A 26,488-nucleotide genomic window follows, 5' to 3' on the forward strand; every position below is an offset into this window, starting at 1 on the left:
CCCATTTTACGGCCCGGTTGCCCCCGATGCCTGTACCGATTCGCATCCTGTGTGTTCTTCTGCTGGTCGCAGTCTCCACCAGTGCCACCGCAGTACCCAAGAAAGCACCGCCCGCGCCGCCGCCCAAGGGCGCCGGCACCACCTCGCTGGAGCCGGTGCTCGCCGGCGAATTCGCCTTGCAGGCCGGGCAGCTGGACGAGGCCGCCCGCGCCTATCTGGACGCTGCCAAGGCCGAGGCCGGCGACGCCGGGCTGGCCGAGCGCGCCGCCCGCATCGCCATGTTGGCCAACGACGACCCGCGTGCGATCGAGGCCCTGGCGTTGTGGCGCGCCCGCGCACCGTCGTCGATGTCCATGCGCAGTACCGAAGCCTCGCTGGCCTTGCGCCGCAACGACTTGCGGACCGCCCGCCGTGATCTGCTCGGCCTGCTCAAAGAATCCGACCCGCGCGGCTGGCGCTTCGCCCTGATCGCCCTGGCCAATGGCGGACGCGAGCCGGAAGCCTCGGCCGACGTGCTCGAGGACCTGGTCAAGGCCGGCGCCATTCCCAACCAGATCGAAGCCTGGCAGGAGTTCGGCCGGCTCGCCCTGCGCATGGAGCGCCCGGCGCTGGCCAAGCGCATCGTCGACGAAGTGGTGCGCCGTTTCCCCGAGGAGCCGCGCGTGGCCTTGTTGCACGCCACCCAGCTGCAGCAGGAAGGCAAGAACGACGAGGCGCTGGCGCTGCTGAAGACTGTCGAGCCGCAGGCGGTCAAGGATTCCGAGCTGCGTGGCGCGCTGGCCTTTGCCTACGATGCCATGGGGCAGACAGAAGCGGCCGCGCGGGTGTTGTCGACCGGGCCGCAGGACACCCAGACCTACGGGCTGCGCGCCTCCATGCTGGCCAAGGAAAAGGATCGCACCGCGCTGGAGGCGCTGTACGGCGAGCTCAAGAGCAATGCCGCCAAGCCCGACCCGGACCGCCGCCTGCTGCTCGGCAAGATCGCCGAATTCCTCAAGCGCTACGACGAGGCGGTGGAGTGGTATCGCGGCGTACCCGGCGGCCCGCAGCTGAGCGAAGCGCGTCTGCGCGCCGCCAGTGCGCTGTACGAGTTGGGCCGCAAGCCCGAGGCACTGGCCGAAGTCCGCGCCTTGCAGAGCGATGCCACTGCCGACGACGACGCACGTCGCGACGCCTATGTGCTCGAGGCCGAGCTGCACCAGCGCGCCGGCGACGCACCGGGCGAACTGGATGCCTTCGAGCGCGGCCTGGCCGCCTATCCGGACGACGGAGCCTTGCTGTATGCCCGCGGCCTGGCCTGGGAGCGCCGCGACGATGTCGCACGTGCCGAGGCCGACCTGCGCAAGATCCTGGTCGCCGAGCCGGAAAACGTGGCGGCGCTGAATGCGTTGGGCTACACCCTGGCCGACCGCACCACCCGCTACAAGGAAGCGCTGGCGTTGATCGACCGCGCCCGCACCGCCGACCCGGACAACCCGGCCATCGTCGACAGCTACGGCTGGGTGCTGTACCGCATGGGCCGCGCCAAGGAGGCCCTGGTGCAGCTGCGCCGTGCCTGGGCCCTGGTCAAGGACCCGGAAATCGCCGCGCATGTGGGCGAGGTGCTGTGGGTCAGCGGCAAGCAGGACGAAGCGCGGCGCTACTTCGATGAAGCGCGGCGTCTGGACCCGGACAACCGCGCGCTGCAACGCGCCGTGGAAAAGTTCGGCCTATGAGCACGGCGATCCGAACACTGGCCCTGAGTGGGCTGGTACTGGTCGGGCTGTCGGCCTGCGTCAGCGTGCCGCGCGGGCAGGGCGGCGATGCCGCAGTAGTCGAGCAGGTGTCCGAGCGCGCGCGCCAGGCCGAAGCTGCGCGCCAGGCCTGGCTGCAGGCGCATCCGAACTGGTCGTTCCAGGGCCGGGTGGCGATCAGCAAGGGCAGTCAGGGCGGGAGCGGCCGTATCGACTGGCAGCAGGACGGTGCGCAATACCGCGTGCAGCTCAGCGCGCCGGTGACCCGGCAGAGCTGGGTGCTCACCGGCGACACCACCACTGGCGCCGGACGCCTGGAAGGACTGGAGGGTGGCCCGCGCAGCGGCCCCGATGCCGAGCAGGTACTGCTGGAAGCAACCGGCTGGACCATCCCGGTCAACCAGATGCCGGACTGGGTCCGTGCGCTGCGCATCGCCGACGCGGGCGCCGAACGCGTGGACCTGGATGCAGCCGGTCGGCCGCGGACCGTACAGCAGGATGGCTGGACGATCGATTTCCTCGCCTGGGCGCCGGCTGGCGAAGGCCAACCCGAGCTGCCGCAGCGCATCGAAGCCCGCAATGGCGAGGCCAAGGTGCGTCTGCTGGTCGACCACTGGGCGGTGTCGCCCTGATGCCTGCGGCGCAAGCGGGCTGGTCGGCGTGGCCTGCGCCGGCCAAGCTCAACCTGTTCCTGCGGATCGTCGGGCGCCGCGCCGATGGTTACCACCTGCTGCAGACCGTGTTCCGGCTGCTGGACTGGGGGGACACCATTCATCTTCGCCTGCGCGATGACGGGCTGATCCGGCGTATCGGCGACAGCCTGCCCGGCGTGGCGGAAGACGACGACCTGGTGATCCGTGCCGCGCGCCTGCTGCAGTCCAGCGCGGGCACGCAGGCCGGCGCCGACATCCGGGTCGACAAACGCATCCCCGCCGGCGGTGGTTTCGGGGGGGGCTCGTCGGATGCCGCCACCGTACTGGTCGCGCTGAACGCCTTGTGGGGCCTGGGTTTGCCGGTCGATACGCTGGCCGGGCTGGGATTGCGGCTGGGTGCCGACGTGCCGGTGTTCGTGCGCGGGCACAATGCCTGGGCCGAGGGTGTCGGCGAGCAACTGACGCCGATCAGCCTCCCGGCAGCGTCCTATGTGCTGGTCGATCCGGGAATCCACGTGCCCACCCCGGCCTTATTTCAGTCACGGGAATTGACGCGGGATGCTGCGCCCGTGAAAATAGCGGACTTCGCTTCGGGTTCTCTGCTCGACAATGCGTTCGAGCCGGTCCTGCGGCGCCGTGAACCCGCCATCGAGGCAGTGTTCCAGGCGCTGTCCAGGATCGGGACGCCGCGTTTGACCGGGTCAGGGGGCGGGTGTTTCGTCGAATTCGCCACGCGCGCTGCTGCAGAGCAGGCCATGGCGCAGTTGCCGGGCAGCCTGAGGGCGTGGGTCGTGGAAGGTGCAGCGCACTCGCCACTGCTCGACGCACTGGACGCGAGACAGGTTTGATGCAGGGGCGTCGCCAAGAGGCCCAAGGCACCAGGTTTTGATCCTGGCATTCGTAGGTTCGAATCCTACCGCCCCTGCCAATATGCAGATCCCTCTGCAACAGTCGTATATGCAGATCCTTCTGCAACAGCCCGCACCTCCATGTGCGGGGATTCAAGGAAAGCCCGGCATTTGGTCGGTTTGTCCAGCTCAACCATCGCCCGCACGCTCTTCGCCGCCGCCCGAGAGACCTCATGCAAGACCAACGTAATCTGCTGGTGTTCTCCGGCAATGCCAACAAGCCGCTTGCCCTGAGCATCTGCAAGGAGCTCGGCGTTCGCATGGGCAAGGCGCTGGTCACGCGCTTTTCCGATGGCGAGGTGCAGGTCGAAATCGAGGAAAGCGTGCGCCGGCAGGAAGTGTTCGTGATCCAGCCGACCTGCGCGCCGAGTGCGGAAAACCTGATGGAGCTGCTGGTGCTGATCGACGCGCTCAAGCGCGCCAGCGCCGCCTCGGTGACTGCGGTCATCCCGTACTTCGGCTACTCGCGTCAGGACCGCCGCATGCGTTCCTCGCGCGTGCCGATCACCGCCAAGGTTGCCGCCAAGATGATCTGCGCGATGGAGGCCGACCGCGTGCTGACGGTCGATCTGCACGCCGACCAGATCCAGGGCTTCTTCGACGTGCCGGTGGACAACGTCTACGCCTCGCCGCTGCTGCTGGCCGACATCTGGCGCGCCTACGGCACCGACAACCTGATCGTGGTGTCGCCGGACGTGGGTGGCGTGGTGCGCGCGCGCGCCGTCGCCAAGCGCCTGGACGATGCGGATCTGGCCATCATCGACAAGCGCCGTCCGCGCGCCAATGTGGCCACGGTGATGAACATCATCGGCGACGTGCAGGGCAAGACCTGCGTGCTGGTCGACGACCTGGTCGATACCGCCGGGACCCTGTGCGCAGCCGCCGCAGCGCTGAAGCAGCGCGGCGCGCTCAAGGTCGTGGCCTACATCACCCACCCGGTGCTGTCCGGCCCGGCGGTGGACAACATCAACAATTCGCAGCTCGACGAGCTGGTGGTCACCGACACGATCCCGCTGACCGAAGCTGCGCGCACCTGCGCCAAGATTCGTCAGCTGAGCGTGGCCGAACTGCTGGCCGAGACCATTCGCCGCATCGCCTTCGGCGAATCGGTGAGTTCGCTCTACGTCGACTGAACCCCATTCGGTGCCCGCAGTGTGCGGGTGCCGGTACCACGTCTCTCCTGGTCGCGGGTGAGACGCTTCATCGCCGCGAGGCGGTATTCCAATCTAGGTAGTGAAACAACATGGCAAAGACTCACGAAATCAAGGTCGAGCGCCGCGCAGACGAGGGGAAGGGTGCGAGCCGCCGCCTGCGTCACGCTGGCGTCATTCCGGCCATCGTCTACGGTGGCGAACTCGAGCCGGTCAGCATCCAGCTCAACCACGAGCAGATCTGGCTTGCCCAGCAGAACGAGTGGTTCTACTCGTCGATCCTGGACCTGAATCTCAATGGCGACGTGCAGCAGGTGCTGCTGCGTGACATGCAGCGCCATCCGTTCAAGCAGCTGATCATGCACATCGACTTCCAGCGCGTCAGCGCCAACGAGAAGCTCAGTGCCGCTGTGCCGCTGCACTTCGTCAACGAGGCAACCTCGCCGGCCGGCAAGTCCAGCGAAGTGGTCGTCACCCACGAGCTCAACGAAGTCCAGGTGGTCTGCCTGCCGAAGGACCTGCCGGAGTTCATCGAGGTCGACCTCGGTGCCCTGGAAGTGGGCAACGTGATCCACTTGTCCGAGATCAAGCTGCCGGCCGGCGTGGAAATTCCGGAGCTGAAGCTGGGCAAGGAGCACGACGTGGCGGTGGTTGCTGCCAAGCACGTGCGGGTCGAGGAAGAAGACGCTGCCGGTGAAGAAGGCAGCGACGGCGCCGAGACCAAGTAAGCCGTTGGCCGATCCTCCGCACTGCGTAGGATCGGCCGCGGTCGCTGGCATGTCTGCACTCCGCCTGATTGTCGGACTCGGGAATCCCGGTCCGGAACACGCGCAAACCCGGCACAACGCCGGGTTTCGTTTCGTCGATGCCCTTGTCCAGCGCCATGGCGCGCGTTGGGGGCTGGATGCCAAGTTGTTCGGCGAGACCGCCAAGGTCGAGATCGCCGGCCAGCCGGTCTGGCTGCTCAAGCCGGCCACCTTCATGAATCTCAGCGGCAAATCGATCACCGCCGCGTTGCGGTTCTGGAAGATCGAGCCGGAGCAGTTGCTCGTTGCGCATGACGAACTGGATCTGGCGCCAGGCGTCGCACGGCTCAAGTTCGATGGCGGCCACGGTGGCCAGAACGGCCTGCGCGATACCATCCGCCTGCTGGGGCACGGCAAATTCCACCGCTTGCGGGTCGGCATCGGCCATCCCGGCCACAAGGACCGTGTGGTGCCCTGGGTGCTGGGACGGGCAGGGCGTGACGACGACGCGGCAATCGGCACTGCAGTGGACGCCGCCATCGACGTGCTGCCGCTGGCAATGCAAGGTAATTTCAACGAGGCGATGAAGCGCCTGCATACGGAAAAATAGAGAATGGGGAATCGGGAATGGGAGGAGCGCTGCTCTTGCCATTCTCGATTCCCGATTCTCCATTCACTGGAAAACCCATGGGTATCAAATGCGGCATCGTCGGCCTGCCCAACGTCGGCAAGTCGACCCTGTTCAATGCGCTGACCAAGGCGGGCATCGCTGCGGCCAATTTCCCGTTCTGCACCATCGAGCCGAATGTCGGCATCGTGCCGGTGCCGGACCCGCGCCTCAATCAGCTGGCTGAGATCGTCAAGCCGCAGAAGTTGATTCCGACCGCGGTCGAGTTCGTCGACATCGCCGGCCTGGTGGCGGGCGCGGCAAGCGGCGAAGGGCTGGGCAACAAGTTCCTCGCGCACATTCGCGAGGTCGATGCCATCACCCACGTGGTGCGGTGCTTCGAAAACGACGACGTCATCCACGTCAACAACAAGGTCGACCCGATCGCCGATATCGAAACCATCGATACCGAGCTGGCGCTGGCCGACCTGGACAGCGTGGAAAAGGCACTCAACCGTGCCGAGCGCAGCGCCAAGGGCGGCGACAAGGACGCAGCGGCGCGCAAGCCGGTGCTGGCCAAGTTGCAGGCCGCGTTGGCCGATGGCAAGGCCGGGCGTGCAGCCGGTCTGGACGAGGATGAAAAGGCGCTGGTGCGCGACCTGTTCCTGCTGACGCTCAAGCCGGTGATGTACATCGCCAACGTGCTCGAGGACGGCTTCGAGAACAATCCGCACCTGGAGGCAGTGCGCAAGCATGCGTTGACCGAGGGTGCGGAAGTGGTGCCGGTCTCGGCAGCGATCGAAGAAGAGCTGTCGCAGCTCGACGACGAGGACCGCGACACCTTCCTGGCCGACCTGGGGTTGGACGAGCCGGGCCTGAATCGCGTCATCCGCGCCGCCTACAAGCTGCTCGGCCTGCAGACCTACTTCACTGCCGGCGTCAAGGAAGTGCGCGCGTGGACGGTCAAGGCTGGCTCGACCGCGCCGCAGGCGGCGGCGGTGATCCATACCGATTTCGAGAAGGGCTTCATTCGCGCCGAGACGATCGGCTTTGACGACTTCATCAAGCACCGCGGCGAAGCCGGTGCGCGCGATGCCGGGCGTCTGCGCCTGGAAGGCAAGGAATATCGCGTGCAGGAAGGCGACGTATTGCACTTCCGTTTCAACGTCTGATCCCGTGCGCGCGGCGCTGGTCGTCGCGCGCTTTCGGGGGTGGCGAAGAGTTCAAAATTTTTGTTGACACCGGGTGCGTCCCACAACAAAATAACGGGCTGCTTCACCCCGAACCGAATTCGCTTCATCGCGCACCGGTCCGGTAGTAAAAGCTGGAGGGATACCCAAGCGGCCAACGGGGGCAGACTGTAAATCTGCTGGCTTACGCCTTCGGTGGTTCGAATCCACCTCCCTCCACCAGTTTCACGTTGTGGCATGCAGTTCCCGGCGCGGGAGTAGTTCAACGGTAGAACCTCAGCCTTCCAAGCTGATGGTGCGGGTTCGATTCCCGTCTCCCGCTCCATTGAACGCAAATGCATGGCATAATGCAAAACTCGCTCACGTAGCTCAGTCGGTAGAGCACCTCCTTGGTAAGGAGGAGGTCGAAGGTTCGATTCCTTTCGTGAGCACCATTACTCAATCGTCTTCAACTCCAAACGATTACCGAGACACGCACCCATGGCAAAAGCTAAATTTGAGCGCACCAAGCCGCACGTGAACGTCGGCACCATCGGTCACGTCGACCATGGCAAGACCACGTTGACAGCCGCGCTGACCAAGATCGGTGCTGAGCGTTTCGGTGGCGAGTTCAAGGCGTATGACGCGATCGACGCGGCGCCGGAAGAGAAGGCGCGCGGCATCACGATTTCGACCGCACACGTCGAATACGAATCCCCGACCCGTCACTACGCGCACGTCGATTGCCCCGGCCACGCCGACTACGTCAAGAACATGATCACCGGTGCGGCGCAGATGGATGGCGCGATCCTGGTGTGTTCGGCCGCTGACGGCCCGATGCCGCAGACCCGCGAGCACATCCTGCTCTCGCGTCAGGTCGGTGTGCCGCACATCGTCGTGTTCCTGAACAAGGCCGACATGGTCGACGACGCCGAGCTGCTCGAGCTGGTCGAGATGGAAGTGCGCGAGCTGCTCAGCAAGTACGACTTCCCGGGCGATGACACGCCGATCATCCACGGTTCGGCGCGTCTGGCGCTGGACGGCGACCAGAGCGACATCGGCGTGCCGGCGATCCTGAAGCTGGTCGAGGCGCTGGATTCGTTCATTCCGGAGCCGACCCGCGACGTCGACCGTCCGTTCCTGATGCCGGTCGAAGACGTGTTCTCGATCTCCGGCCGCGGCACCGTGGTGACCGGTCGTATCGAGCGCGGCATCATCAAGGTTGGCGACGAAATTGAAATCGTCGGTATCCGTGATACCCAGAAGACCACCGTCACCGGCGTGGAAATGTTCCGCAAGCTGCTGGACCAGGGTCAGGCGGGCGACAACGCCGGTCTGCTGCTGCGCGGCACCAAGCGTGACGACGTCGAGCGTGGCCAGGTGCTGTGCAAGCCGGGTTCGATCAAGCCGCATACCGAGTTCGAAGCCGAAGTCTACGTGCTGTCGAAGGACGAGGGTGGCCGTCATACCCCGTTCTTCAAGGGCTACCGTCCGCAGTTCTACTTCCGCACCACCGACATCACTGGCGCCTGCCAGCTGCCGGAAGGCGTGGAGATGGTGATGCCGGGCGATAACGTGAAGATGGTCGTGACCCTGATCAACCCGGTCGCGATGGACGAAGGCCTGCGCTTCGCCATCCGTGAAGGCGGTCGTACCGTCGGCGCCGGCGTGGTTGCCAAGATCGTCAAGTAAGTGCCTGCGTCCAGCCGCCTTGCGGCGGCTGGATTCAAACGAATGGCGGGCCGGCTAAACCGCGGTCCGCCTTCGTTGTCTTAGGGTTTGCGGTAAACGAGTACATACGCCAGTAGCTCAATTGGCAGAGCAGCGGTCTCCAAAACCGCAGGTTGGGGGTTCGAGTCCCTCCTGGCGTGCCACTCCTCTTTCCGGCCCAGCGATTCGGGTCAGATCGGTAACTAGAGCCGGATGAATAGCAAAATCGAGCCTTCCAAAAGCGCGTCTGCTGCCAGCGCCGATATCGTGAAATACGTCATCTCCGCGCTCCTGGTGATCGCGGGGTTGTTTGTGTGGTTCTGGTTTTCTGCACCCGAGCGTGCCACGCAGTTTGGAGTCTGGACGCCGCAGTTGCGCGCGCTGGCTGTGATCGTGGGGTTGGTGGCCGGTGCGTTTGTGTTTCTGGGGACCGGCAAAGGCCGGGAAGCCCGTGAATTCATGTCCGAATCCAGGTTCGAGTTGCGCAAGGTGGTCTGGCCGACGCGCCAGGAAGCCATTCGCACGACCTGGGTCGTGATTGTTGTTGTGATCATTCTGAGTTTGCTGTTGGGCGGCTTCGACTTCGTCATCCAGAAGCTCACGCAGTGGTTCCTGGCTCGTTGAGGAGAATCAAGCAGTGAAGCGTTGGTATGTCGTTCACGCCTATTCAGGCTTCGAAAAATCCGTTGCGCAGGCCCTGCGCGACCGTATCGCGCGCACCGAAATGGAAGATCGCTTCGGCGACGTCCTGGTGCCGACCGAGGAAGTCATCGAAATGCGCGCCGGCCAGAAGCGCCGGTCCGAGCGCAAGTTCTTCCCCGGCTACGTGCTGGTGCAGATCGAGACCCACGAAGAAGCCGGTATTCCGCGCATCGACAATGAAAGCTGGCACCTGGTGAAGGAAACTTCCAAGGTGGTGGGCTTCATCGGCGGCACCGCCGACCGTCCGTTGCCGATCCGCGACGAAGAGGCGGATGCGATCCTGCAGCGTGTGCAGGATGGCGTCGAGAAGCCGCGTCCGAAGGTGCTGTTCGAGCCGGGTCAGATGGTGCGCGTCACCGACGGTCCGTTCAACGACTTCAACGGCGTCGTGGAAGAAGTCAATTACGAGAAGAGCCGGTTGCGGGTTGCCGTGCTCATCTTCGGTCGCTCCACGCCGGTCGAGCTCGAGTTCGGTCAGGTCGAGAAGGGCTGAGGTCGGTTGGGCGCCGTCTAGGCGCCCGCCTCGAATGCTGCTATAGTGCGCGGCTCGCTCACCTGGCGAACCGCCGGGAATCAATGGCTGCCGCATGGCAGCCATCTGCGTGTGGTCAGAAACGTGAAGCCGGGACACGTGATTTCCCGGTCCGATGGGGAGCCTGCAGTCAAGGCGCTAGCACCCGGAGAGTATCGAAATGGCAAAGAAGATAACTGCTTACATCAAGTTGCAGGTCAAGGCCGGACAGGCCAATCCTGCGCCGCCGGTCGGCCCTGCACTGGGTCAGCGCGGTCTGAACATCATGGAGTTCTGCAAGGCGTTCAACGCAGCGACCTCCAAGCTGGAGCCGGGTCTGCCGACGCCGGTGGTGATTACCGCGTATTCCGACCGTACCTTCACCTTCATCACCAAGAGCACCCCGGCCAGCGTGCTGCTCAAGAAGGCCGCAGGCGTGACCTCCGGTTCCAAGCGCCCCAACACCGACAAGGTGGGCAAGGTGACGCGCAAGCAGCTGGAAGAGATCGCCAAGGTCAAGGAAGCCGATTTGACGGCGGCCGAGCTGGAAGCGGCAGTGCGCACGATTGCGGGTTCTGCCCGCAGCATGGGTTTGACGGTGGAGGGCTAAGACATGGCACAGAGCAAGCGCGTTAAGGCCATTGCGGCCGCTGTCGTTCCGGGCAAGACCTATGCCTTCGAAGACGCAATCAAGATCCTGAAGACCGTTGCCAAGGCCAAGTTCGTCGAGTCGATCGACGTTGCCGTGCGCCTGGGCGTGGACGCCAAGAAGTCCGACCAGCAGGTGCGCGGTTCGACCGTGCTGCCGGCCGGTACCGGCAAGAGCGTGCGCGTTGCGGTGTTCGCACCGGCCGGCGCCAAGGCTGACGAAGCCCTGGCCGCTGGTGCCGAGGCGGTGGGCATGGACGACCTGGCCGAGAAGATGCAGGCCGGCGACCTGAGCTACGACGTGGTCATCGCCACCCCGGACGCGATGCGCGTCGTCGGTAAGCTCGGCACCCTGCTGGGCCCGCGTGGCCTGATGCCGAACCCGAAGGTCGGCACCGTGTCGGCCAACCCGGGCGAAGCGGTCAAGAATGCCAAGTCGGGTCAGGTGCGTTACCGCACCGACAAGGCCGGCATCATCCACTGCACCATCGGCAAGGCCAGCTTCGATGACGAAGCGCTGAAGTCGAACCTGCAGGCGCTGCTGGTCGATCTGATCAAGGCCAAGCCGGCCACCTCCAAGGGGACCTACCTGCAGAAGGTGTCGGTCAGCTCGACGATGGGTCCTGGCGTGACGGTCGACCAGTCGAGCCTTGCACTGAAGTGAGTTGAGGGGGCGGGCCTGTCATGGGCCTGACCCGTCGATGGAGTACAGCATTGTTTTTCCGGCCCGGGTCACCGTGTGCTGGGAGTCCGTTCCCTCCTTTGGGGTAACGGACATTTTGAAGGCGATCGCCGGCTTGTCCGGCGGTAGCCGTCAAAGACCGCAGGCGCGGTCAGCGCAGATCGACGACGGGCACGGATGCTCGCACTGGCAAGGAGTCGCCGTCGATGCAGCGGGATCGCTTAATCAGGTTCGCAAGAGCCGGCCGGCGTAGATGGTGTCGCCCTTCTGGAGCTTTCTGGTTTACGCGCGTCTGGGACATCCCGGATCGAGCCCACTCCAGGTCTAGAACGGCCACCAAAGGAACATCGGTCGATGTTCCCGGCTTCCAGGAAGGAGGCTGCCCTGGACCGCAACCGGCAGGAGCCGCGAGCGGAGTAGTTTGAAGCGGGGATTAGGGATTCGGCATTGGGGATTTGCAGGAGCGGCTTCATGGCTTTCGACGAATCACCAAGCACCAATCACCCATCCCGGCTTTAACGGAGGAGTGCAATGGCTCTCAATCTGTCTCAGAAGCAAGAAGTAGTCGCCGAGCTGGCAGACATCGCCGCCAAGGCTCACTCCTTGATCGCCGCCGAATACGCTGGCATCACGGTCTCCCAGATGACTGCGATGCGCAAGCAGGCCCGCGAAACCGGTGTGTTCTTGAAAGTTGTCAAGAACACCCTGGCTGCGCGCGCCGTTGAAGGTACCGAGTTCGCTGTCGTCGCTGACAAGCTGGTCGGTCCTTTGCTGTACGCGTTTTCGATGGAGGAGCCCGGCGCTGCCGGTCGCCTGATCAAGGAATTCGCCAAGGGCAACGACAAGTTGCAGGCCAAGGTCGTGTCCATCGGCGGGGAACTGTTCCCGGCTGGCCACGTCGACGTGTTGGCTTCGCTGCCGACCCGCGACCAGGCCCTGGCCATGCTGGCCCGCGTGCTGTCCGAACCGGCTGCCATGTTTGCCCGTGCCGTCAAGGCCGTGGGCGACAAGCAGGGTGGTGGCGACGAGGCCGCCGCGCCGGTCGCCGAGACTGCCGAAGCTTGATGTCCTAGCGTTCGCTAGAACCCCAATCCAGAAAATCATTTAAAGGTAATCACAATGTCCCTTACCAACGAACAGATCGTCGACGCCATCGCCGAGAAGTCCCTGATGGAAGTGATGGAGCTGGTCAAGGCCATCGAAGAGAAGTTCGGCGTCTCCGCTGCCGCTCCGGTCGCTGCTGCTGCAGCTGGCCCGGCCGCCGTGGTCGAAGAGCAGACCGAGTTCAACGTGGTGCTGACCAACTGCGGCGCCAACAAGGTCGGCGTCATCAAGGCCGTCCGCGCCGTGACCGGCCTGGGTCTGAAGGAAGCCAAGGACCTGACCGAAGCCGGTGGCATGCTGAAGGAAGGCGCTTCGAAGGACGAAGCCGAGAAGATCAAGAAGGAACTGACCGAAGCTGGCGCGACTGTCGAAATCAAGTAAGCAGTACCTTGCATCGCCAGCGTTTCATGGTGATGCACTGAAGGCTGGGAGCGTAAAGCTCCCGGCCTTTGGCCGTTGATGGAAGGCCGGGATTTGAGAGTCGGCATTCGGGATTCGAAGGCAATCTTCGCGTATCCCCAATCTCGTCATCCCCAATCCCTGCTTCACCGAGTTGGTAGTTGGAAGTAGCGGGAGAAGGCGTGCTGGTGCCGGCAATACCAGCGACTTCCAACTGACAATTTTGTTATTTCAGGGCCGCCGCGACGCGGCCCCCGCAGCCTAGGGTGAAGACTCATGACGTCTTATTCGTTCACCGAAAAAAAGCGTATCCGCAAGGACTTCGGCAAGCAGCGCTCGATTCTCGAAGTGCCGTTCCTGCTTGCGATCCAGGTGGATTCCTACCGCGAATTCCTGCAGGAAGACGTGGAGCCGACCAAGCGTAAGGACCTCGGTCTGCACGCGGCACTGAAGTCGGTGTTCCCGATTTCCAGCTACAGCGGCAACGCCGCGCTGGAATACGTCGGCTACAAGTTGGGTCAGCCGGTGTTTGACGAGCGTGAATGCCGTCAGCGCGGCATGAGCTATGGCGCGCCGCTGCGCGTGACCGTGCGTCTTGTGATCTACGACCGCGAGTCGTCGACCAAGGCCATCAAGTACGTGAAGGAGCAGGAGGTCTATCTTGGCGAAATCCCGCTGATGACCGACAACGGCACCTTCATCGTCAACGGCACCGAGCGCGTCATCGTCTCGCAGCTGCACCGCTCGCCGGGTGTGTTCTTCGACCACGACCGTGGCAAGACCCACAGCTCTGGCAAGCTGCTGTACAGCGCCCGCATCATTCCGTACCGCGGTTCCTGGCTGGACTTCGAGTTCGACCCGAAGGATGCGCTGTTCACCCGTATCGACCGTCGCCGCAAGCTGCCGGTGTCGATCCTGCTGCGTGCGCTCGGCTACAGCAACGAAGAGATGCTGGCCGAGTTCTTCGAGATCAACACCTTCCACATCAACCCGGACGAAGGCGTGCAGCTGGAGCTGGTGCCGGAGCGTCTGCGTGGTGAAACGCTGAACTTCGACCTGGCCGATGGCGACAAGGTCATCGTGGAAGCGGGCAAGCGCATCACCGCCCGTCACGTCAAGCAGCTCGAAGCCGCCGGCGTTGCCGCGCTGGCCGTGCCGGACGACTATCTGCTCACCCGCATCCTGTCGCACGACGTGGTCGATGGCTCGACCGGCGAACTGCTGGCCAATGCCAACGACGAGATCACCGAAGACCAGCTGGCGGCGTTCCGCAAGGCCGGCGTCGATGCGGTCGGCACCCTGTGGGTGAACGATCTGGACCGCGGTCCGTACCTGTCCAACACCCTGCGCATCGATCCGACCAAGACCCAGCTCGAAGCGCTGGTCGAAATCTACCGCATGATGCGCCCGGGCGAGCCGCCGACCAAGGAAGCCGCACAGAACCTGTTCCACAACCTGTTCTTCACCTTCGAGCGCTACGACCTGTCCACGGTCGGCCGCATGAAGTTCAACCGCCGCGTCGGCCGCAAGGACGTGCTGGGCGAGTCGGTGCTGTACGACAAGAAGTACTTTGCCGAGCGCAACGACGAAGAATCCAAGCGCCTGGTCGCCGAGCACACCGATACCTCCGACATCCTGGAAGTGATCAAGGTGCTCACCGAGATCCGTAACGGGCGCGGCGTGGTCGATGACATCGATCACCTGGGCAACCGTCGCGTGCGTTCGGTCGGCGAAATGGCCGAGAACGTGTTCCGCGTGGGCCTGGTCCGCGTCGAGCGCGCGGTCAAGGAACGCCTGTCGATGGCCGAGTCCGAGGGTCTGACCCCGCAGGAACTGATCAACGCCAAGCCGGTGGCTGCGGCGATCAAGGAGTTCTTCGGCTCCTCGCAGCTGTCGCAGTTCATGGACCAGAACAACCCGCTGTCGGAAGTGACGCACAAGCGTCGCGTCTCCGCACTGGGCCCGGGCGGTTTGACCCGCGAGCGCGCCGGCTTCGAAGTGCGCGACGTGCATCCGACCCATTACGGCCGCGTCTGCACCATCGAAACCCCGGAAGGCCCGAACATCGGCCTGATCAACTCGCTGGCCGTGTTTGCCCGCACCAACCAGTACGGCTTCCTCGAGACGCCGTACCGCAAGGTGCTGGACGGCAAGGTCTCCGACGACGTCGAATACCTGTCGGCGATCGAAGAGAACGAGTACGTGATCGCCCAGGCGAACGCGCTGACCGATGCCAAGAACATGCTCACCGAGCAGTTCGTGCCGTGCCGGTTCCAGGGCGAGTCGCTGCTGAAGCCGCCGGCCGAAGTGCACTTCATGGACGTCTCGCCGATGCAGACCGTGTCGGTCGCCGCGGCGCTGGTGCCGTTCCTGGAGCACGATGACGCCAACCGCGCACTGATGGGCGCCAACATGCAGCGCCAGGCCGTGCCGACGCTGCGTTCGCAGAAGCCGCTGGTTGGTACCGGCATCGAGCGTGCGGTTGCGCGCGACTCGGGCGTGACCGTCAATGCCTTGCGTGGTGGCGTGATCGAGCAGATCGACGCGGCCCGCATCGTGGTCAAGGTCAACGAGGCGGAAATCGGCGGCGGCACCGATGCCGGCGTGGATATCTACAACCTGATCAAGTACACGCGCTCCAACCAGAACACCTGCATCAACCAGCGTCCGCTGGTGAACGTGGGTGACGTGATCGCGCGCGGCGACGTGCTGGCCGACGGTCCGTCCACCGACATCGGTGAACTGGCGCTGGGCCAGAACATGCTGATCGCCTTCATGCCGTGGAACGGCTACAACTTCGAAGACTCCATCCTGCTCTCCGAGCGCGTGGTGGAAGAGGATCGTTACACCACGATCCACATCGAGGAACTGACCTGCGTTGCACGCGACACCAAGCTGGGGCCGGAGGAAATTTCCGCCGACATCCCGAACGTGTCCGAGCAGGCGCTGAACCGTCTGGACGAGAGCGGCGTGGTGTACATCGGTGCGGAAGTGCGCGCCGGCGACATCATGGTCGGCAAGGTCACGCCGAAGGGCGAGAGCCAGCTGACCCCGGAAGAAAAGCTGCTGCGTGCGATCTTCGGTGAGAAGGCGTCCGACGTGAAGGACAGCTCGCTGCGCGTGCCCCCGGGCATGGACGGCACCGTCATCGACGTGCAGGTCTTCACCCGCGACGGCATCGAGAAGGACAAGCGTGCGCGTCAGATCGAAGAGTCCGAGATCAAGCGCGTCAAGAAGGATTTCGACGACCAGTTCCGCATCCTGGAAGCGGCCATCTACGCACGTCTGCGTTCGCAGATCGTGGGCAAGGTTGCCAACGGCGGTCCGAACCTGAAGAAGGGCGACAACGTCACCGACGCGTATCTGGACGGGCTGAAGAAGTCCGACTGGTTCCAGCTGCGCATGAAGGACGAAGACGCCGCCGACGCCATCGAACGCGCACAGAAGCAGATCCAGGCGCACGAGAAGGAATTCGAGGCACGCTTTGCCGACAAGCGCGGCAAGATCACCCAGGGCGATGACCTCGCACCGGGCGTGCTGAAGATGGTCAAGGTGTTCCTGGCAGTGAAGCGCCGCATCCAGCCGGGCGACAAGATGGCAGGCCGCCACGGCAACAAGGGTGTGGTCTCCAATGTCGTGCCGGTCGAGGACATGCCGTACATGGCCACCGGTGAGCCGGTCGACATCGTGCTGAACCCGCTCGGCGTGCCGTCGCGTATGAACATCGGCCAGATTCTGGAAGTGCATCTGGGCTGGGCCGCCAAGGGCCTGGGTCGCAAGATCCAGCGCATGCTGGAAGCCCAGGCGGCGGTCAGCGAGCTGCGCAAGTTCCTGGACGACATCTACAACCACGACAGCGCGATCAATGCACAGCGCGTGGACCTGTCGCAGTTCAGCGATGAGGAATTGCTCAACCTGGGCAAGAACCTGATCGATGGCGTGCCGATGGCCACCCCGGTGTTCGACGGCGCCAGCGAAGCGGAAATCAAGCGCATGCTGGAACTGGCCGAGCTGCCGCAGAGCGGTCAGACCCAGCTGTACGACGGTCGTACCGGCGAAGCGTTCGATCGCAAGACCACGGTCGGCTACATGCACTACCTGAAGTTGAACCACCTGGTCGACGACAAGATGCATGCGCGCTCGACCGGTCCGTACTCGCTCGTCACCCAGCAGCCGCTGGGCGGCAAGGCGCAGTTCGGTGGTCAGCGCTTCGGTGAGATGGAAGTCTGGGCGCTGGAAGCCTACGGCGCGGCCTACACCCTGCAGGAAATGCTGACGGTGAAGTCCGACGACGTGCAGGGCCGCAACCAGATGTACAAGAACATCGTCGATGGTGAGCACGAGATGGTCGCGGGCATGCCGGAATCCTTCAACGTGTTGGTGAAGGAAATCCGCTCGCTGGCGATCAACATGGAACTGGAAGAGTGATCGCGCCGGATCCCGGTGCCGCAACGCGGTGCCGGGATCTGGAACGTAAGTCCCTCGGTTTCATCTCAGATACGAAATTCCTCCGACCCGGAGATATCAAATGAAAGACCTGCTCAACCTCTTCAATCAACAGCGCCAGACGCTGGATTTCGACGCGATCAAGATCGCGCTGGCATCGCCGGACCTGATCCGTTCGTGGTCCTACGGCGAAGTGAAGAAGCCCGAAACCATCAACTACCGGACCTTCAAGCCCGAGCGTGACGGCCTGTTCTGCGCCGCCATCTTCGGACCGATCAAGGACTATGAGTGCCTGTGCGGCAAGTACAAGCGCATGAAGCACCGCGGCGTGGTCTGCGAAAAGTGCGGCACCGAAGTCACCCTGGCCAAGGTGCGTCGTGAGCGCATGGGTCACATCGACCTGGCCTCGCCGGTCGCACACATCTGGTTCCTCAAGTCGCTGCCCTCGCGCATCGGCCTGATGCTGGACATGACCCTGCGTGACATCGAGCGCGTGCTGTACTTCGAAGCCTACGTGGTCACCGAGCCGGGCCTGACCCCGCTCGAGCGCCGCCAGCTGCTGACCGAAGAGCAGTACCTGACCGCACGCCAGGAGTACAACGACGACTTCGACGCCGCCATGGGCGCCGAGGCGGTGTACGAGCTGCTGCGCACGATCGACCTGCAGTCGGAAATGACCCGCCTGCGCGAGGAAATCGCCAGCACCGGTTCGGAAACCAAGCTCAAGCGCCTTACCAAGCGCATCAAGCTGATCGAAGCCTTCCTGGAATCGGGCAACCGTCCGGAGTGGATGGTCATGACCGTGCTGCCGGTGCTGCCGCCGGACCTGCGTCCGCTGGTGCCGCTGGATGGCGGCCGCTTCGCGACCTCGGATCTGAACGATCTGTACCGCCGCGTGATCAACCGCAACAACCGTCTGCGTCGTCTGCTCGAGCTCAATGCGCCGGACATCATCGTGCGCAACGAGAAGCGCATGCTGCAGGAATCGGTCGATGCGCTGCTGGACAACGGCCGTCGCGGCCGTGCCATCACCGGCACCAACAAGCGTCCGCTGAAGTCGCTGGCCGACATGATCAAGGGCAAGCAGGGCCGGTTCCGTCAGAACCTGCTCGGCAAGCGCGTGGACTACTCCGGTCGTTCGGTCATCACCGTCGGTCCGTACCTCAAGCTGCACCAGTGCGGCCTGCCGAAGAAGATGGCGCTGGAGCTGTTCAAGCCGTTTGTGTTCGCCAAGCTGCAGCGTCGCGGCCTGGCTACCACCATCAAGGCCGCCAAGAAGCTGGTCGAGCGCGAAGAAGCCGAAGTCTGGGACATCCTGGAAGAAGTGATCCGCGAGCACCCGGTGCTGCTGAACCGTGCGCCGACCCTGCACCGCCTGGGCATCCAGGCGTTCGAGCCGGTGTTGATCGAAGGCAAGGCCATCCAGCTGCATCCGCTGGTGTGTACTGCGTTCAACGCCGACTTCGACGGTGACCAGATGGCCGTCCACGTGCCGCTCTCGCTGGAAGCCCAGCTGGAAGCGCGTGCGCTGATGATGTCCACCAACAACATCCTGTCGCCGGCCAACGGCGAGCCGATCATCGTGCCGTCGCAGGACGTGGTGTTGGGCCTGTACTACATGAGCCGCGCCCTGGAGAACAAGAAGGGCGAAGGCATGGTGTTCGCCAACACCAGCGAAGTGAAGCGCGCCTACGACAACCGCGTGGTGGAACTGCACGCCAAGGTCAAGGTCCGCATCACCCAGGTGGACGTGGAAGCCGACGGCAAGCGCAGCAGCGGCACCTCGATCGTGGACACCACGGTCGGGCGTGCGCTGTTGAGCGAAATCCTGCCCGAAGGCCTGCCGTTCCAGCTGGCCAACACCGAGATGACCAAGAAGAACATCTCGCGCCTGATCAACTCCAGCTACCGTCTGCTGGGCTTGAAGGACACCGTCGTGTTCGCCGACAAGCTGATGTACACCGGCTATGCCTATGCGACCCGCGCAGGCGTGTCGATCGGCATCGACGACATGCTGATCCCGGACGAGAAGAAGGGCATCCTCACCGAGGCCGAAGCCGAAGTGCTGGAGATCCAGGAACAGTACCAGTCCGGTCTGGTCACCGCCGGCGAGCGCTACAACAAGGTCGTGGACATCTGGTCACGCACCAGCGAGCGCATCGCCAAGGCGATGATGGACACCATCGGTACCGAGAAGGTCGAAAATGCCAAGGGCGAGACCATCGACCAGAAGTCGATGAACTCGCTGTACATCATGGCCGACTCCGGTGCGCGTGGTAGCCAGGCGCAGATCCGTCAGCTGGCCGGCATGCGCGGCCTGATGGCGCGTCCGGATGGCTCGATCATCGAGACGCCGATCAAGGCGAACTTCCGCGAAGGCCTGAACGTGCAGGAGTACTTCAACTCCACCCACGGTGCCCGTAAGGGTCTGGCCGATACAGCGCTCAAGACCGCGAACTCGGGGTATCTGACCCGTCGTCTGGTCGACGTGGCGCAGGACGTGGTGATCACCGAGGTCGACTGCGGCACCACCGAAGGGTTGATCATGACCCCGATCGTGGAAGGCGGCGACGTGGTGGAACCGTTGCGCGAGCGCGTGCTGGGCCGTGTGGTGGCCGAGGACGTGTACCTGCCGGGCAACGACGAAGAGCCGATCGTCACCCGCAACACGCTGCTGGACGAAGCCTGGGTTGCCAAGCTGGAAGACGCCAGCGTGCAGTCGGTGAAGGTGCGTTCGACCATCAGCTGCGAATCCTCGTTCGGCGTGTGCGCACGCTGCTACGGTCGCGATCTCGCCCGCGGTCACCAGGTCAACATCGGTGAGGCGGTCGGCGTCATTGCGGCGCAGTCGATCGGTGAGCCGGGTACCCAGCTGACCATGCGTACGTTCCACATCGGTGGCGCGGCATCACGTGCGGCGGCGGTGGACAACATCACCGTCAAGACCACCGGTTCGGTGAAGTTCAACAACCTGAAGTCGGTGGCGCACGCCAGCGGCGCGCTGGTCGCTGTCTCGCGTTCGGGCGAACTGTCCGTGCTCGACGGCCATGGCCGCGAGCGCGAGCGTTACAAGCTGCCGTACGGCGCCACCATCACCGCCAAGGATGGTGATGCGGTCAAGGCCGGGCAGGGCGTGGCGAACTGGGATCCGCATAACCACCCGATCGTGTCGGAAGTGGCCGGTTTCATCCGCTTCATCGACTTCGTCGACGGCGTCACCGTCATCGAGAAGACCGACGAACTGACCGGTCTGGCCTCGCGCGAAATCACCGACCCGAAGCGTCGCGGTGCACATGCCAAGGAGCTGCGCCCGATCGTGCGCATCGTCGACGGCAAGGGCAACGACCTGACGATCCCAAATACGGATCTGCCGGCGCAGTACCTGTTGCCGCCGCGCTCCATCGTCAACCTGCAGGACGGTGCCGCCGTCGGCGTGGGCGACGTGGTCGCCAAGATCCCGCAGGAAGCGTCCAAGACCCGCGACATCACCGGTGGTCTGCCGCGCGTTGCCGATCTGTTCGAAGCGCGCAAGCCGAAGGATCCGGCGATCCTGGCCGAGCGTTCGGGCATCATCAGCTTCGGTAAGGACACCAAGGGCAAGCAGCGCCTGATCATCAAGGATACCGATGGGTCGGAACACGAAGAGCTGATTCCCAAGTACCGCCAGATCATCGTGTTCGAAGGCGAGCATGTGACCAAGGGCGAGACCGTGGTGGACGGCGAGCCGAGCCCGCAGGACATCCTGCGTCTGCTGGGTGTCGAGCCGCTGGCCGCGTATCTGGTCAAGGAAATCCAGGACGTGTATCGCCTGCAGGGCGTGAAGATCAATGACAAGCACATCGAGGTGATCACCCGCCAGATGCTGCGCAAGGTCGAGATCACCGACCAGGGCACCAGCAAGTTCCTCAACGGCGAGCAGGTCGAGCGCCAGCGCGTCATCGAGGAAAATGCCCGCCTGGTCAAGCGCAACGAGCTGCCGGCCAAGTACGATCCGGTGCTGCTGGGTATCACCAAGGCCTCGTTGGCCACCGAGTCGTTCATCTCGGCGGCCTCGTTCCAGGAGACCACCCGCGTGTTGACCGAGGCTGCCGTGCGCGGCACCCGCGACAACCTGCGCGGTCTGAAGGAAAACGTGATCGTGGGTCGTCTGATCCCGGCCGGTACCGGTCTGGCGTATCACGCCGGACGTCGCAAGTCGTCGGGTCTGACCGACTCGGAAATGGAAACGCTGTCGGGCAAGCCGACGGTTGCCGAACCGGTCGCAGCCGTGGCCGACGCTGGCGCGGACGAGGAGTAAGCGCTCCGACGGCGGTCGCAAGATCGCCGTAAGCCAAGCGAAAAGGAGGGCAGGAGGCCCTCCGTTTTCCGGCCTTTGGATGGGCCAGCAGGGTTAGATTTCCGTGAAGTTGACGGAGTTTCGTCCTGCCAGCTATACTTCCCTGTCTCGGCGGGCCGTTTTTCGGCCTGCCTTTGTTTTCGTGCAAGGCCGTCTCGGCCTCTCAATCAGAAGAATCAACTGATGACGACGATCAATCAGCTGGTCCGCAAGCCTCGGCAAGCGACCACCTACAAGAGTGCCTCTCCGGCACTGGACAAGTGTCCGCAGCGCCGTGGCGTCTGCACACGCGTCTATACCACTACCCCGAAGAAGCCGAACTCGGCCCTGCGTAAGGTTGCCAAGGTGCGCCTGACGAACCAGGAAGAGGTCATCAGCTACATCGGTGGTGAAGGCCACAACCTGCAGGAGCACTCCGTGGTCCTGATTCGCGGTGGCCGCGTCAAGGATCTTCCCGGTGTGCGTTATCACACCGTCCGTGGTTCGCTGGACGCCGCCGGCGTCGCAAAGCGCCGTCAAGGTCGTTCCAAGTACGGCGCCAAGCGCCCGAAGAGCTAAGGAAACACTCCAATGTCCCGTAAAGGTTCTACTCCGCAGCGCACCGTCCTGCCTGATCCAAAGCATGGCAGCGAAACCATTGCCCGCTTCATCAATATGGTGATGCAGAGTGGCAAGAAGTCGGTTGCTGAGAAAATTGTCTATGGCGCGATGGACGTCATTGGCGAAAAGAATCCGAATGCCGTCGAGCTGGTGCAGAAAGCACTGGACAACGTGGCCCCGGCTGTCGAAGTTAAATCGCGTCGCGTCGGTGGTGCTACCTATCAGGTGCCCGTCGAAGTGCGCTCCTCCCGTCGCATGGCGCTGGCAATGCGCTGGTTGATCGACTCCGCGCGCAAGCGTGGCGAGAACACCATGCCGCGCAAGCTGGCTGCAGAACTGTTGGACGCCTCGGAAAGCCGTGGCGGCGCGATCAAGAAGCGCGAAGAGACGCACCGTATGGCGGAGGCGAACAAGGCGTTCGCACATTACCGCTGGTGACCTCGTGGGCCTTGGTAACGGGGCCCTTCAGCACCATCTGAGTGCTGTTTGCGACGCCTTTGGCGTCGCATCCAATCCGAAGGCCGCCGAAAGGCGGCGTTCGGCCATCCGAAATCCAAGAAATTGAGAGGCTCCCCGTGGCCCGCACCACCCCTATCGAGCGTTACCGCAACTTCGGCATCATGGCCCACATCGATGCCGGCAAGACCACCACCTCCGAGCGCATCCTGTTCTACACCGGTGTCAGTCACAAGATCGGCGAAGTCCATGACGGCGCTGCAGTGATGGACTGGATGGAGCAGGAGCAGGAGCGTGGTATCACCATCACCTCCGCTGCGACCACTGCATTCTGGTCGGGCATGGACAAGTCCATGCCGCAGCACCGCTTCAACATCATCGATACCCCCGGGCACGTCGACTTCACCATCGAAGTGGAGCGCTCCTTGCGCGTGCTCGACGGTGCGGTGTTCGTGCTGTGCGCCGTTGGTGGCGTGCAGCCGCAGTCCGAGACCGTGTGGCGCCAGGCCAACAAGTACTCCGTGCCGCGCATGGCCTTCGTCAACAAGATGGACCGTACCGGTGCCAACTTCGACAAGGTCGTCGAGCAGTTGAAGGCCCGTCTGGGTGCCTACGCCGTGCCGATGCAGGTGCCGATCGGCGCCGAAGACGGCTTCGAGGGCGTGGTCGACCTGCTCAAGATGAAGGCGATCCATTGGGATACCGCATCGCAGGGCACCACCTTCGAATACCGCGACATCCCGGCCGACCTGGTCGAGATCGCGACCGAGGCGCGTTCGTTCATGGTCGAGGCGGCTGCCGAAGCCAGCGAAGACCTGATGGACAAGTACCTCAACGAGGGCGACCTGAGCGAAGAGGAGATCCTGGTGGGTCTGCGCGAGCGCACCCTGAAGGTCGAAATCGTGCCGGTGTTCTGTGGCTCGGCGTTCAAGAACAAGGGCGTGCAGGCCATGCTCGACGGCGTCGTGCACCTGCTGCCGTCGCCGGCCGACCGTCCGCCGGTCCAGGGTATCGACGAGGACGAGAAGGAAGACACCCGTCCTGCCACCGATACCGCGCCGTTCTCGGCGTTGGCGTTCAAGATCATGACCGACCCGTTCGTGGGCTCGCTGACGTTCTTCCGTGTCTACTCGGGCACGTTGAACTCCGGCGACCAGGTCTACAACCCGGTCAAGTCGAAGAAAGAGCGCGTGGGCCGCATCCTGCAGATGCACTCCAACAATCGCGAAGAGATCAAGGAAGTGCGCGCTGGTGACATCGCCGCTGCCGTGGGTCTGAAGGACGTCACCACCGGCGACACGCTGTGTGCGCAGGACAAGGTCATCACCCTGGAGCGCATGGTGTTCCCGGAGCCGGTGATCTCGATGGCGGTGGAGCCCAAGACCAAGTCGGACCAGGAAAAGATGGGCATGGCCCTGGGCCGTCTGGCGCAGGAAGATCCCTCGTTCCGCGTCAAGACCGACGAAGAATCCGGCCAGACCATCATCTCGGGCATGGGCGAGTTGCACCTGGACATCATCGTCGACCGTATGCGTCGCGAGTTCAATGTCGAGGCCAACGTCGGCAAGCCGCAGGTGGCCTACCGCGAAACGATCCGCAAGTCCGACGTCAAGTCCGACTACAAGCACGCCAAGCAGTCCGGTGGTAAGGGTCAGTACGGTCACGTTGTGATCGAGCTGTCGCCGATGACCGAGGAAGATCGCAAGAGTGACAACGTCAAGGACGATTTCCTCTTCATCAACGACATCACCGGCGGCATCATCCCGAAGGAATTCATCCCCTCGGTCGAAAAGGGTTTGCGCGAGACGATCACCAGTGGTCCGATCGCCGGCTTCCCGGTGGTGGGTGTGAAGGTCAAGCTGGTGTTCGGCTCGTACCACGACGTCGACTCCTCGGAAATGGCGTTCAAGCTGGCCGCGTCGATGGCGTTCAAGCAGGGCTTTGCGAAAGCCAGCCCGGTGTTGCTGGAGCCGATCATGAAGGTCGAGATCGTCAGCCCGGAGGATTACCTGGGTGACGTGATGGGCGACGTGAGCCGCCGTCGTGGCGTGCTGCAGGGTCAGGACGACAGCCCGTCGGGCAAGATCATCAACGCGATGATTCCGCTGGGCGAGATGTTCGGTTATGCGACCTCGCTGCGCTCGATGAGCCAGGGCCGTGCGACGTTCTCGATGGAATTCGACCACTACGAAGAGGCACCGGCCAACATCGCCGACGCCGTCACCAAGAAGGGCTGAGTTCGCTCAGCCGCTTCTCACAAATTTTTCAATTAGAGGTAGTTAGTCATGGCAAAAGCTAAATTTGAGCGCACCAAGCCGCACGTGAACGTCGGCACCATCGGTCACGTCGACCATGGCAAGACCACGTTGACAGCCGCGCTGACCAAGATCGGTGCTGAGCGTTTCGGTGGCGAGTTCAAGGCGTATGACGCGATCGACGCGGCGCCGGAAGAGAAGGCGCGCGGCATCACGATTTCGACCGCACACGTCGAATACGAATCCCCGACCCGTCACTACGCGCACGTCGATTGCCCGGGCCACGCCGACTACGTCAAGAACATGATCACCGGTGCGGCGCAGATGGACGGCGCGATCCTGGTGTGTTCGGCCGCCGACGGCCCGATGCCGCAGACCCGCGAGCACATCCTGCTCTCGCGTCAGGTCGGTGTGCCGCACATCGTCGTGTTCCTGAACAAGGCCGACATGGTCGACGACGCCGAGCTGCTCGAGCTGGTCGAGATGGAAGTGCGCGAGCTGCTCAGCAAGTACGACTTCCCGGGCGATGACACGCCGATCATCCACGGTTCGGCGCGTCTGGCGCTGGACGGCGACCAGAGCGACATCGGCGTGCCGGCGATCCTGAAGCTGGTTGAGGCGCTGGATTCGTTCATTCCGGAGCCGACCCGCGACGTCGACCGTCCGTTCCTGATGCCGGTCGAAGACGTGTTCTCGATCTCCGGCCGCGGCACCGTGGTGACCGGTCGTATCGAGCGCGGCATCATCAAGGTTGGCGACGAAATCGAAATCGTCGGTATCCGCGACACCCAGAAGACCACCGTTACCGGCGTGGAAATGTTCCGCAAGCTGCTGGACCAGGGCCAGGCGGGCGACAATGCCGGTCTGCTGCTGCGCGGCACCAAGCGTGACGACGTCGAGCGCGGCCAGGTGCTGTGCAAGCCGGGTTCGATCAAGCCGCATACCGAGTTCGAAGCCGAAGTCTATGTGCTGTCGAAGGACGAGGGTGGCCGTCATACCCCGTTCTTCAAGGGCTACCGTCCGCAGTTCTACTTCCGCACCACCGACATCACTGGCGCCTGCCAGCTGCCGGAAGGCGTGGAGATGGTGATGCCGGGCGACAACGTGAAGATGGTCGTGACCCTGATCAACCCGGTCGCGATGGACGAAGGTCTGCGCTTCGCCATCCGTGAAGGCGGTCGTACCGTCGGCGCCGGCGTGGTTGCCAAGATCGTCAAGTAAGTCCTGCAATCCGGCGGCTTCGGTCGCTGGATCCGCACGAACAAGGGTCGGCGCAAGCCGGCCCTTTTTCGTGGGCCGAGTCGGAGGTGCGTGCGCGGCCGGCGTCTTTATCGGGCAGGGCGCTTGCGCATGTAAAGGTGCCTCGCTATAATGCGCGGCTCGGTGTCCCTGGGTAGGGCGCTGAGTTACAGCGAAAAGAACGGCAGGATGCCGCTCGTGTTCGCCAGACCGGGAAGGTCGCGTTGCATGGAGCACTCAACAACTCACCTGTTGTTGACCGTGCTCTTGTTGCGCATTATACTTTTCCGTCTGGGCAGGCCGGTTTACCGGTCTGCCTCAGTTTTTGGGCGGAGGAAATGCCCTCGTCAGCAGGATGCATGGCGATTTCATCTACGTCAGGAATATCGGGGCAGGTATCCCAGAGGCCTTGCCCGTCGCTCTTTTAACGAAG

At 63.6% G+C, this 26,488-nt stretch carries 20 protein-coding genes and 5 tRNA genes; all 25 read left to right on the forward strand.

Features of this window, described 5'->3' with window-relative positions; genetic code table 11:
• Window positions 1–26: 26 nt before the first annotated feature.
• The 25 genes from EO141_RS14465 to tuf (EO141_RS14585) all read left to right on the forward strand — a co-directional run bounded on the left by EO141_RS14465 (window position 27) and on the right by tuf (EO141_RS14585) (window position 26,037).
• The gene (locus EO141_RS14465; protein ID WP_126971458.1) at window positions 27–1,715 is read left to right on the forward strand and encodes a tetratricopeptide repeat protein; all 1,689 of its coding nucleotides are present in this window, start codon (window positions 27–29) and stop codon (window positions 1,713–1,715) included.
• A complete protein-coding gene (gene lolB, locus EO141_RS14470; RefSeq protein WP_127169536.1) occupies window positions 1,712–2,365 on the forward strand; it encodes a lipoprotein insertase outer membrane protein LolB in 654 nt (217 codons plus the stop codon). The genes EO141_RS14465 and lolB overlap by 4 nt, the downstream gene beginning before the upstream one ends.
• The gene (gene ispE / locus EO141_RS14475) at window positions 2,347–3,234 is read left to right on the forward strand and encodes a 4-(cytidine 5'-diphospho)-2-C-methyl-D-erythritol kinase (protein ID WP_115676527.1); all 888 of its coding nucleotides are present in this window, start codon (window positions 2,347–2,349) and stop codon (window positions 3,232–3,234) included. Before lolB ends, ispE begins: the two co-directional genes overlap by 19 nt.
• A gap of 3 nt (window positions 3,235–3,237) precedes the next feature.
• Window positions 3,238–3,314 (forward strand) — tRNA-Gln (locus EO141_RS14480).
• A 153-nt stretch (window positions 3,315–3,467) separates the two neighbouring features.
• On the forward strand, window positions 3,468–4,427 hold the full coding sequence (locus EO141_RS14485) for a ribose-phosphate diphosphokinase (RefSeq protein WP_104582258.1): 960 nt from the start codon (window positions 3,468–3,470) through the stop codon (window positions 4,425–4,427).
• 110 nt (window positions 4,428–4,537) lie between these two features.
• Window positions 4,538–5,173 carry a 50S ribosomal protein L25/general stress protein Ctc gene (locus tag EO141_RS14490; RefSeq protein WP_104582259.1) on the forward strand — a complete coding sequence of 212 codons (636 nt, stop codon included), beginning with the start codon at window positions 4,538–4,540 and terminating at the stop codon, window positions 5,171–5,173.
• Between the two features lie 49 nt (window positions 5,174–5,222).
• On the forward strand, window positions 5,223–5,801 hold the full coding sequence (gene pth / locus EO141_RS14495; protein WP_104582260.1) for an aminoacyl-tRNA hydrolase: 579 nt from the start codon (window positions 5,223–5,225) through the stop codon (window positions 5,799–5,801).
• Between the two features lie 77 nt (window positions 5,802–5,878).
• Entirely contained in the window at window positions 5,879–6,970 is a 1,092-nt protein-coding gene (gene ychF, locus EO141_RS14500; protein WP_104582261.1) for a redox-regulated ATPase YchF, read from the forward strand.
• A 154-nt stretch (window positions 6,971–7,124) separates the two neighbouring features.
• Window positions 7,125–7,210: transfer RNA gene (locus tag EO141_RS14505), tRNA-Tyr, on the forward strand.
• Between the two features lie 29 nt (window positions 7,211–7,239).
• Window positions 7,240–7,313: transfer RNA gene (locus EO141_RS14510), tRNA-Gly, on the forward strand.
• Window positions 7,314–7,346: 33 nt separating this feature from the next.
• Window positions 7,347–7,422, forward strand: a tRNA-Thr gene (locus EO141_RS14515).
• A 46-nt stretch (window positions 7,423–7,468) separates the two neighbouring features.
• On the forward strand, window positions 7,469–8,659 hold the full coding sequence (tuf, locus tag EO141_RS14520; RefSeq protein ID WP_104582262.1) for an elongation factor Tu: 1,191 nt from the start codon (window positions 7,469–7,471) through the stop codon (window positions 8,657–8,659).
• Between the two features lie 106 nt (window positions 8,660–8,765).
• Window positions 8,766–8,841, forward strand: a tRNA-Trp gene (locus EO141_RS14525).
• Between the two features lie 49 nt (window positions 8,842–8,890).
• A complete protein-coding gene (secE, locus tag EO141_RS14530; protein WP_127169537.1) occupies window positions 8,891–9,301 on the forward strand; it encodes a preprotein translocase subunit SecE in 411 nt (136 codons plus the stop codon).
• Between the two features lie 13 nt (window positions 9,302–9,314).
• Window positions 9,315–9,872 (forward strand): transcription termination/antitermination protein NusG, encoded by a 558-nt coding sequence (gene nusG, locus EO141_RS14535; protein WP_127169538.1) that lies wholly within the window; start codon window positions 9,315–9,317, stop codon window positions 9,870–9,872.
• 199 nt (window positions 9,873–10,071) lie between these two features.
• Window positions 10,072–10,500, forward strand: coding sequence for a 50S ribosomal protein L11 (gene rplK, locus EO141_RS14540; protein ID WP_016900682.1), 429 nt, complete (start codon window positions 10,072–10,074; stop codon window positions 10,498–10,500).
• A 3-nt stretch (window positions 10,501–10,503) separates the two neighbouring features.
• Window positions 10,504–11,202, forward strand: a complete 699-nt coding sequence (gene rplA / locus EO141_RS14545; RefSeq protein ID WP_104582263.1) for a 50S ribosomal protein L1 — start codon at window positions 10,504–10,506, stop codon at window positions 11,200–11,202.
• 549 nt (window positions 11,203–11,751) lie between these two features.
• A complete protein-coding gene (gene rplJ / locus EO141_RS14550; RefSeq protein ID WP_104582264.1) occupies window positions 11,752–12,285 on the forward strand; it encodes a 50S ribosomal protein L10 in 534 nt (177 codons plus the stop codon).
• A gap of 54 nt (window positions 12,286–12,339) precedes the next feature.
• Entirely contained in the window at window positions 12,340–12,705 is a 366-nt protein-coding gene (gene rplL, locus EO141_RS14555; protein WP_008574194.1) for a 50S ribosomal protein L7/L12, read from the forward strand.
• A 294-nt stretch (window positions 12,706–12,999) separates the two neighbouring features.
• Window positions 13,000–17,151, forward strand: coding sequence for a DNA-directed RNA polymerase subunit beta (rpoB, locus tag EO141_RS14560; protein WP_104535790.1), 4,152 nt, complete (start codon window positions 13,000–13,002; stop codon window positions 17,149–17,151).
• Between the two features lie 100 nt (window positions 17,152–17,251).
• Entirely contained in the window at window positions 17,252–21,466 is a 4,215-nt protein-coding gene (gene rpoC, locus EO141_RS14565; protein WP_104582265.1) for a DNA-directed RNA polymerase subunit beta', read from the forward strand.
• 222 nt (window positions 21,467–21,688) lie between these two features.
• Complete coding sequence (rpsL, locus tag EO141_RS14570; protein ID WP_002811712.1) at window positions 21,689–22,063, forward strand: 30S ribosomal protein S12; 375 nt, start codon at window positions 21,689–21,691, stop codon at window positions 22,061–22,063.
• A 12-nt stretch (window positions 22,064–22,075) separates the two neighbouring features.
• Entirely contained in the window at window positions 22,076–22,543 is a 468-nt protein-coding gene (gene rpsG / locus EO141_RS14575; RefSeq protein WP_005993356.1) for a 30S ribosomal protein S7, read from the forward strand.
• 137 nt (window positions 22,544–22,680) lie between these two features.
• Complete coding sequence (gene fusA, locus EO141_RS14580) at window positions 22,681–24,798, forward strand: elongation factor G (RefSeq protein WP_046345811.1); 2,118 nt, start codon at window positions 22,681–22,683, stop codon at window positions 24,796–24,798.
• Between the two features lie 48 nt (window positions 24,799–24,846).
• The gene (gene tuf, locus EO141_RS14585; RefSeq protein WP_104582262.1) at window positions 24,847–26,037 is read left to right on the forward strand and encodes an elongation factor Tu; all 1,191 of its coding nucleotides are present in this window, start codon (window positions 24,847–24,849) and stop codon (window positions 26,035–26,037) included.
• Window positions 26,038–26,488 lie beyond the last annotated feature (451 nt).

The organism is Xanthomonas sp. BRIP62415, from assembly GCF_003993515.1.
In the GTDB taxonomy this organism is placed as follows: Bacteria; Pseudomonadota; Gammaproteobacteria; order Xanthomonadales; family Xanthomonadaceae; genus Xanthomonas; species Xanthomonas euroxanthea.

Bases quoted from the DNA above. Each gene is read 5' to 3' on its own strand.
- rpoB (WP_104535790.1), top strand. From the start codon at position 13,000: ATGACGTCTTATTCGTTCACCGAAAAAAAGCGTATCCGCAAGGACTTC.
- rplL (WP_008574194.1), top strand. From the start codon at position 12,340: ATGTCCCTTACCAACGAACAGATCGTCGACGCCATCGCCGAGAAGTCC.
- secE (WP_127169537.1), top strand. From the start codon at position 8,891: ATGAATAGCAAAATCGAGCCTTCCAAAAGCGCGTCTGCTGCCAGCGCC.
- EO141_RS14490 (WP_104582259.1), top strand. From the start codon at position 4,538: ATGGCAAAGACTCACGAAATCAAGGTCGAGCGCCGCGCAGACGAGGGG.
- rpsG (WP_005993356.1), top strand. From the start codon at position 22,076: ATGTCCCGTAAAGGTTCTACTCCGCAGCGCACCGTCCTGCCTGATCCA.
- ychF (WP_104582261.1), top strand. From the start codon at position 5,879: ATGGGTATCAAATGCGGCATCGTCGGCCTGCCCAACGTCGGCAAGTCG.
- rpoC (WP_104582265.1), top strand. From the start codon at position 17,252: ATGAAAGACCTGCTCAACCTCTTCAATCAACAGCGCCAGACGCTGGAT.
- tuf (WP_104582262.1), top strand. From the start codon at position 7,469: ATGGCAAAAGCTAAATTTGAGCGCACCAAGCCGCACGTGAACGTCGGC.
- EO141_RS14465 (WP_126971458.1), top strand. From the start codon at position 27: ATGCCTGTACCGATTCGCATCCTGTGTGTTCTTCTGCTGGTCGCAGTC.
- EO141_RS14485 (WP_104582258.1), top strand. From the start codon at position 3,468: ATGCAAGACCAACGTAATCTGCTGGTGTTCTCCGGCAATGCCAACAAG.
- rplJ (WP_104582264.1), top strand. From the start codon at position 11,752: ATGGCTCTCAATCTGTCTCAGAAGCAAGAAGTAGTCGCCGAGCTGGCA.
- tuf (WP_104582262.1), top strand. From the start codon at position 24,847: ATGGCAAAAGCTAAATTTGAGCGCACCAAGCCGCACGTGAACGTCGGC.
- rplA (WP_104582263.1), top strand. From the start codon at position 10,504: ATGGCACAGAGCAAGCGCGTTAAGGCCATTGCGGCCGCTGTCGTTCCG.
- rpsL (WP_002811712.1), top strand. From the start codon at position 21,689: ATGACGACGATCAATCAGCTGGTCCGCAAGCCTCGGCAAGCGACCACC.
- pth (WP_104582260.1), top strand. From the start codon at position 5,223: ATGTCTGCACTCCGCCTGATTGTCGGACTCGGGAATCCCGGTCCGGAA.
- lolB (WP_127169536.1), top strand. From the start codon at position 1,712: ATGAGCACGGCGATCCGAACACTGGCCCTGAGTGGGCTGGTACTGGTC.
- rplK (WP_016900682.1), top strand. From the start codon at position 10,072: ATGGCAAAGAAGATAACTGCTTACATCAAGTTGCAGGTCAAGGCCGGA.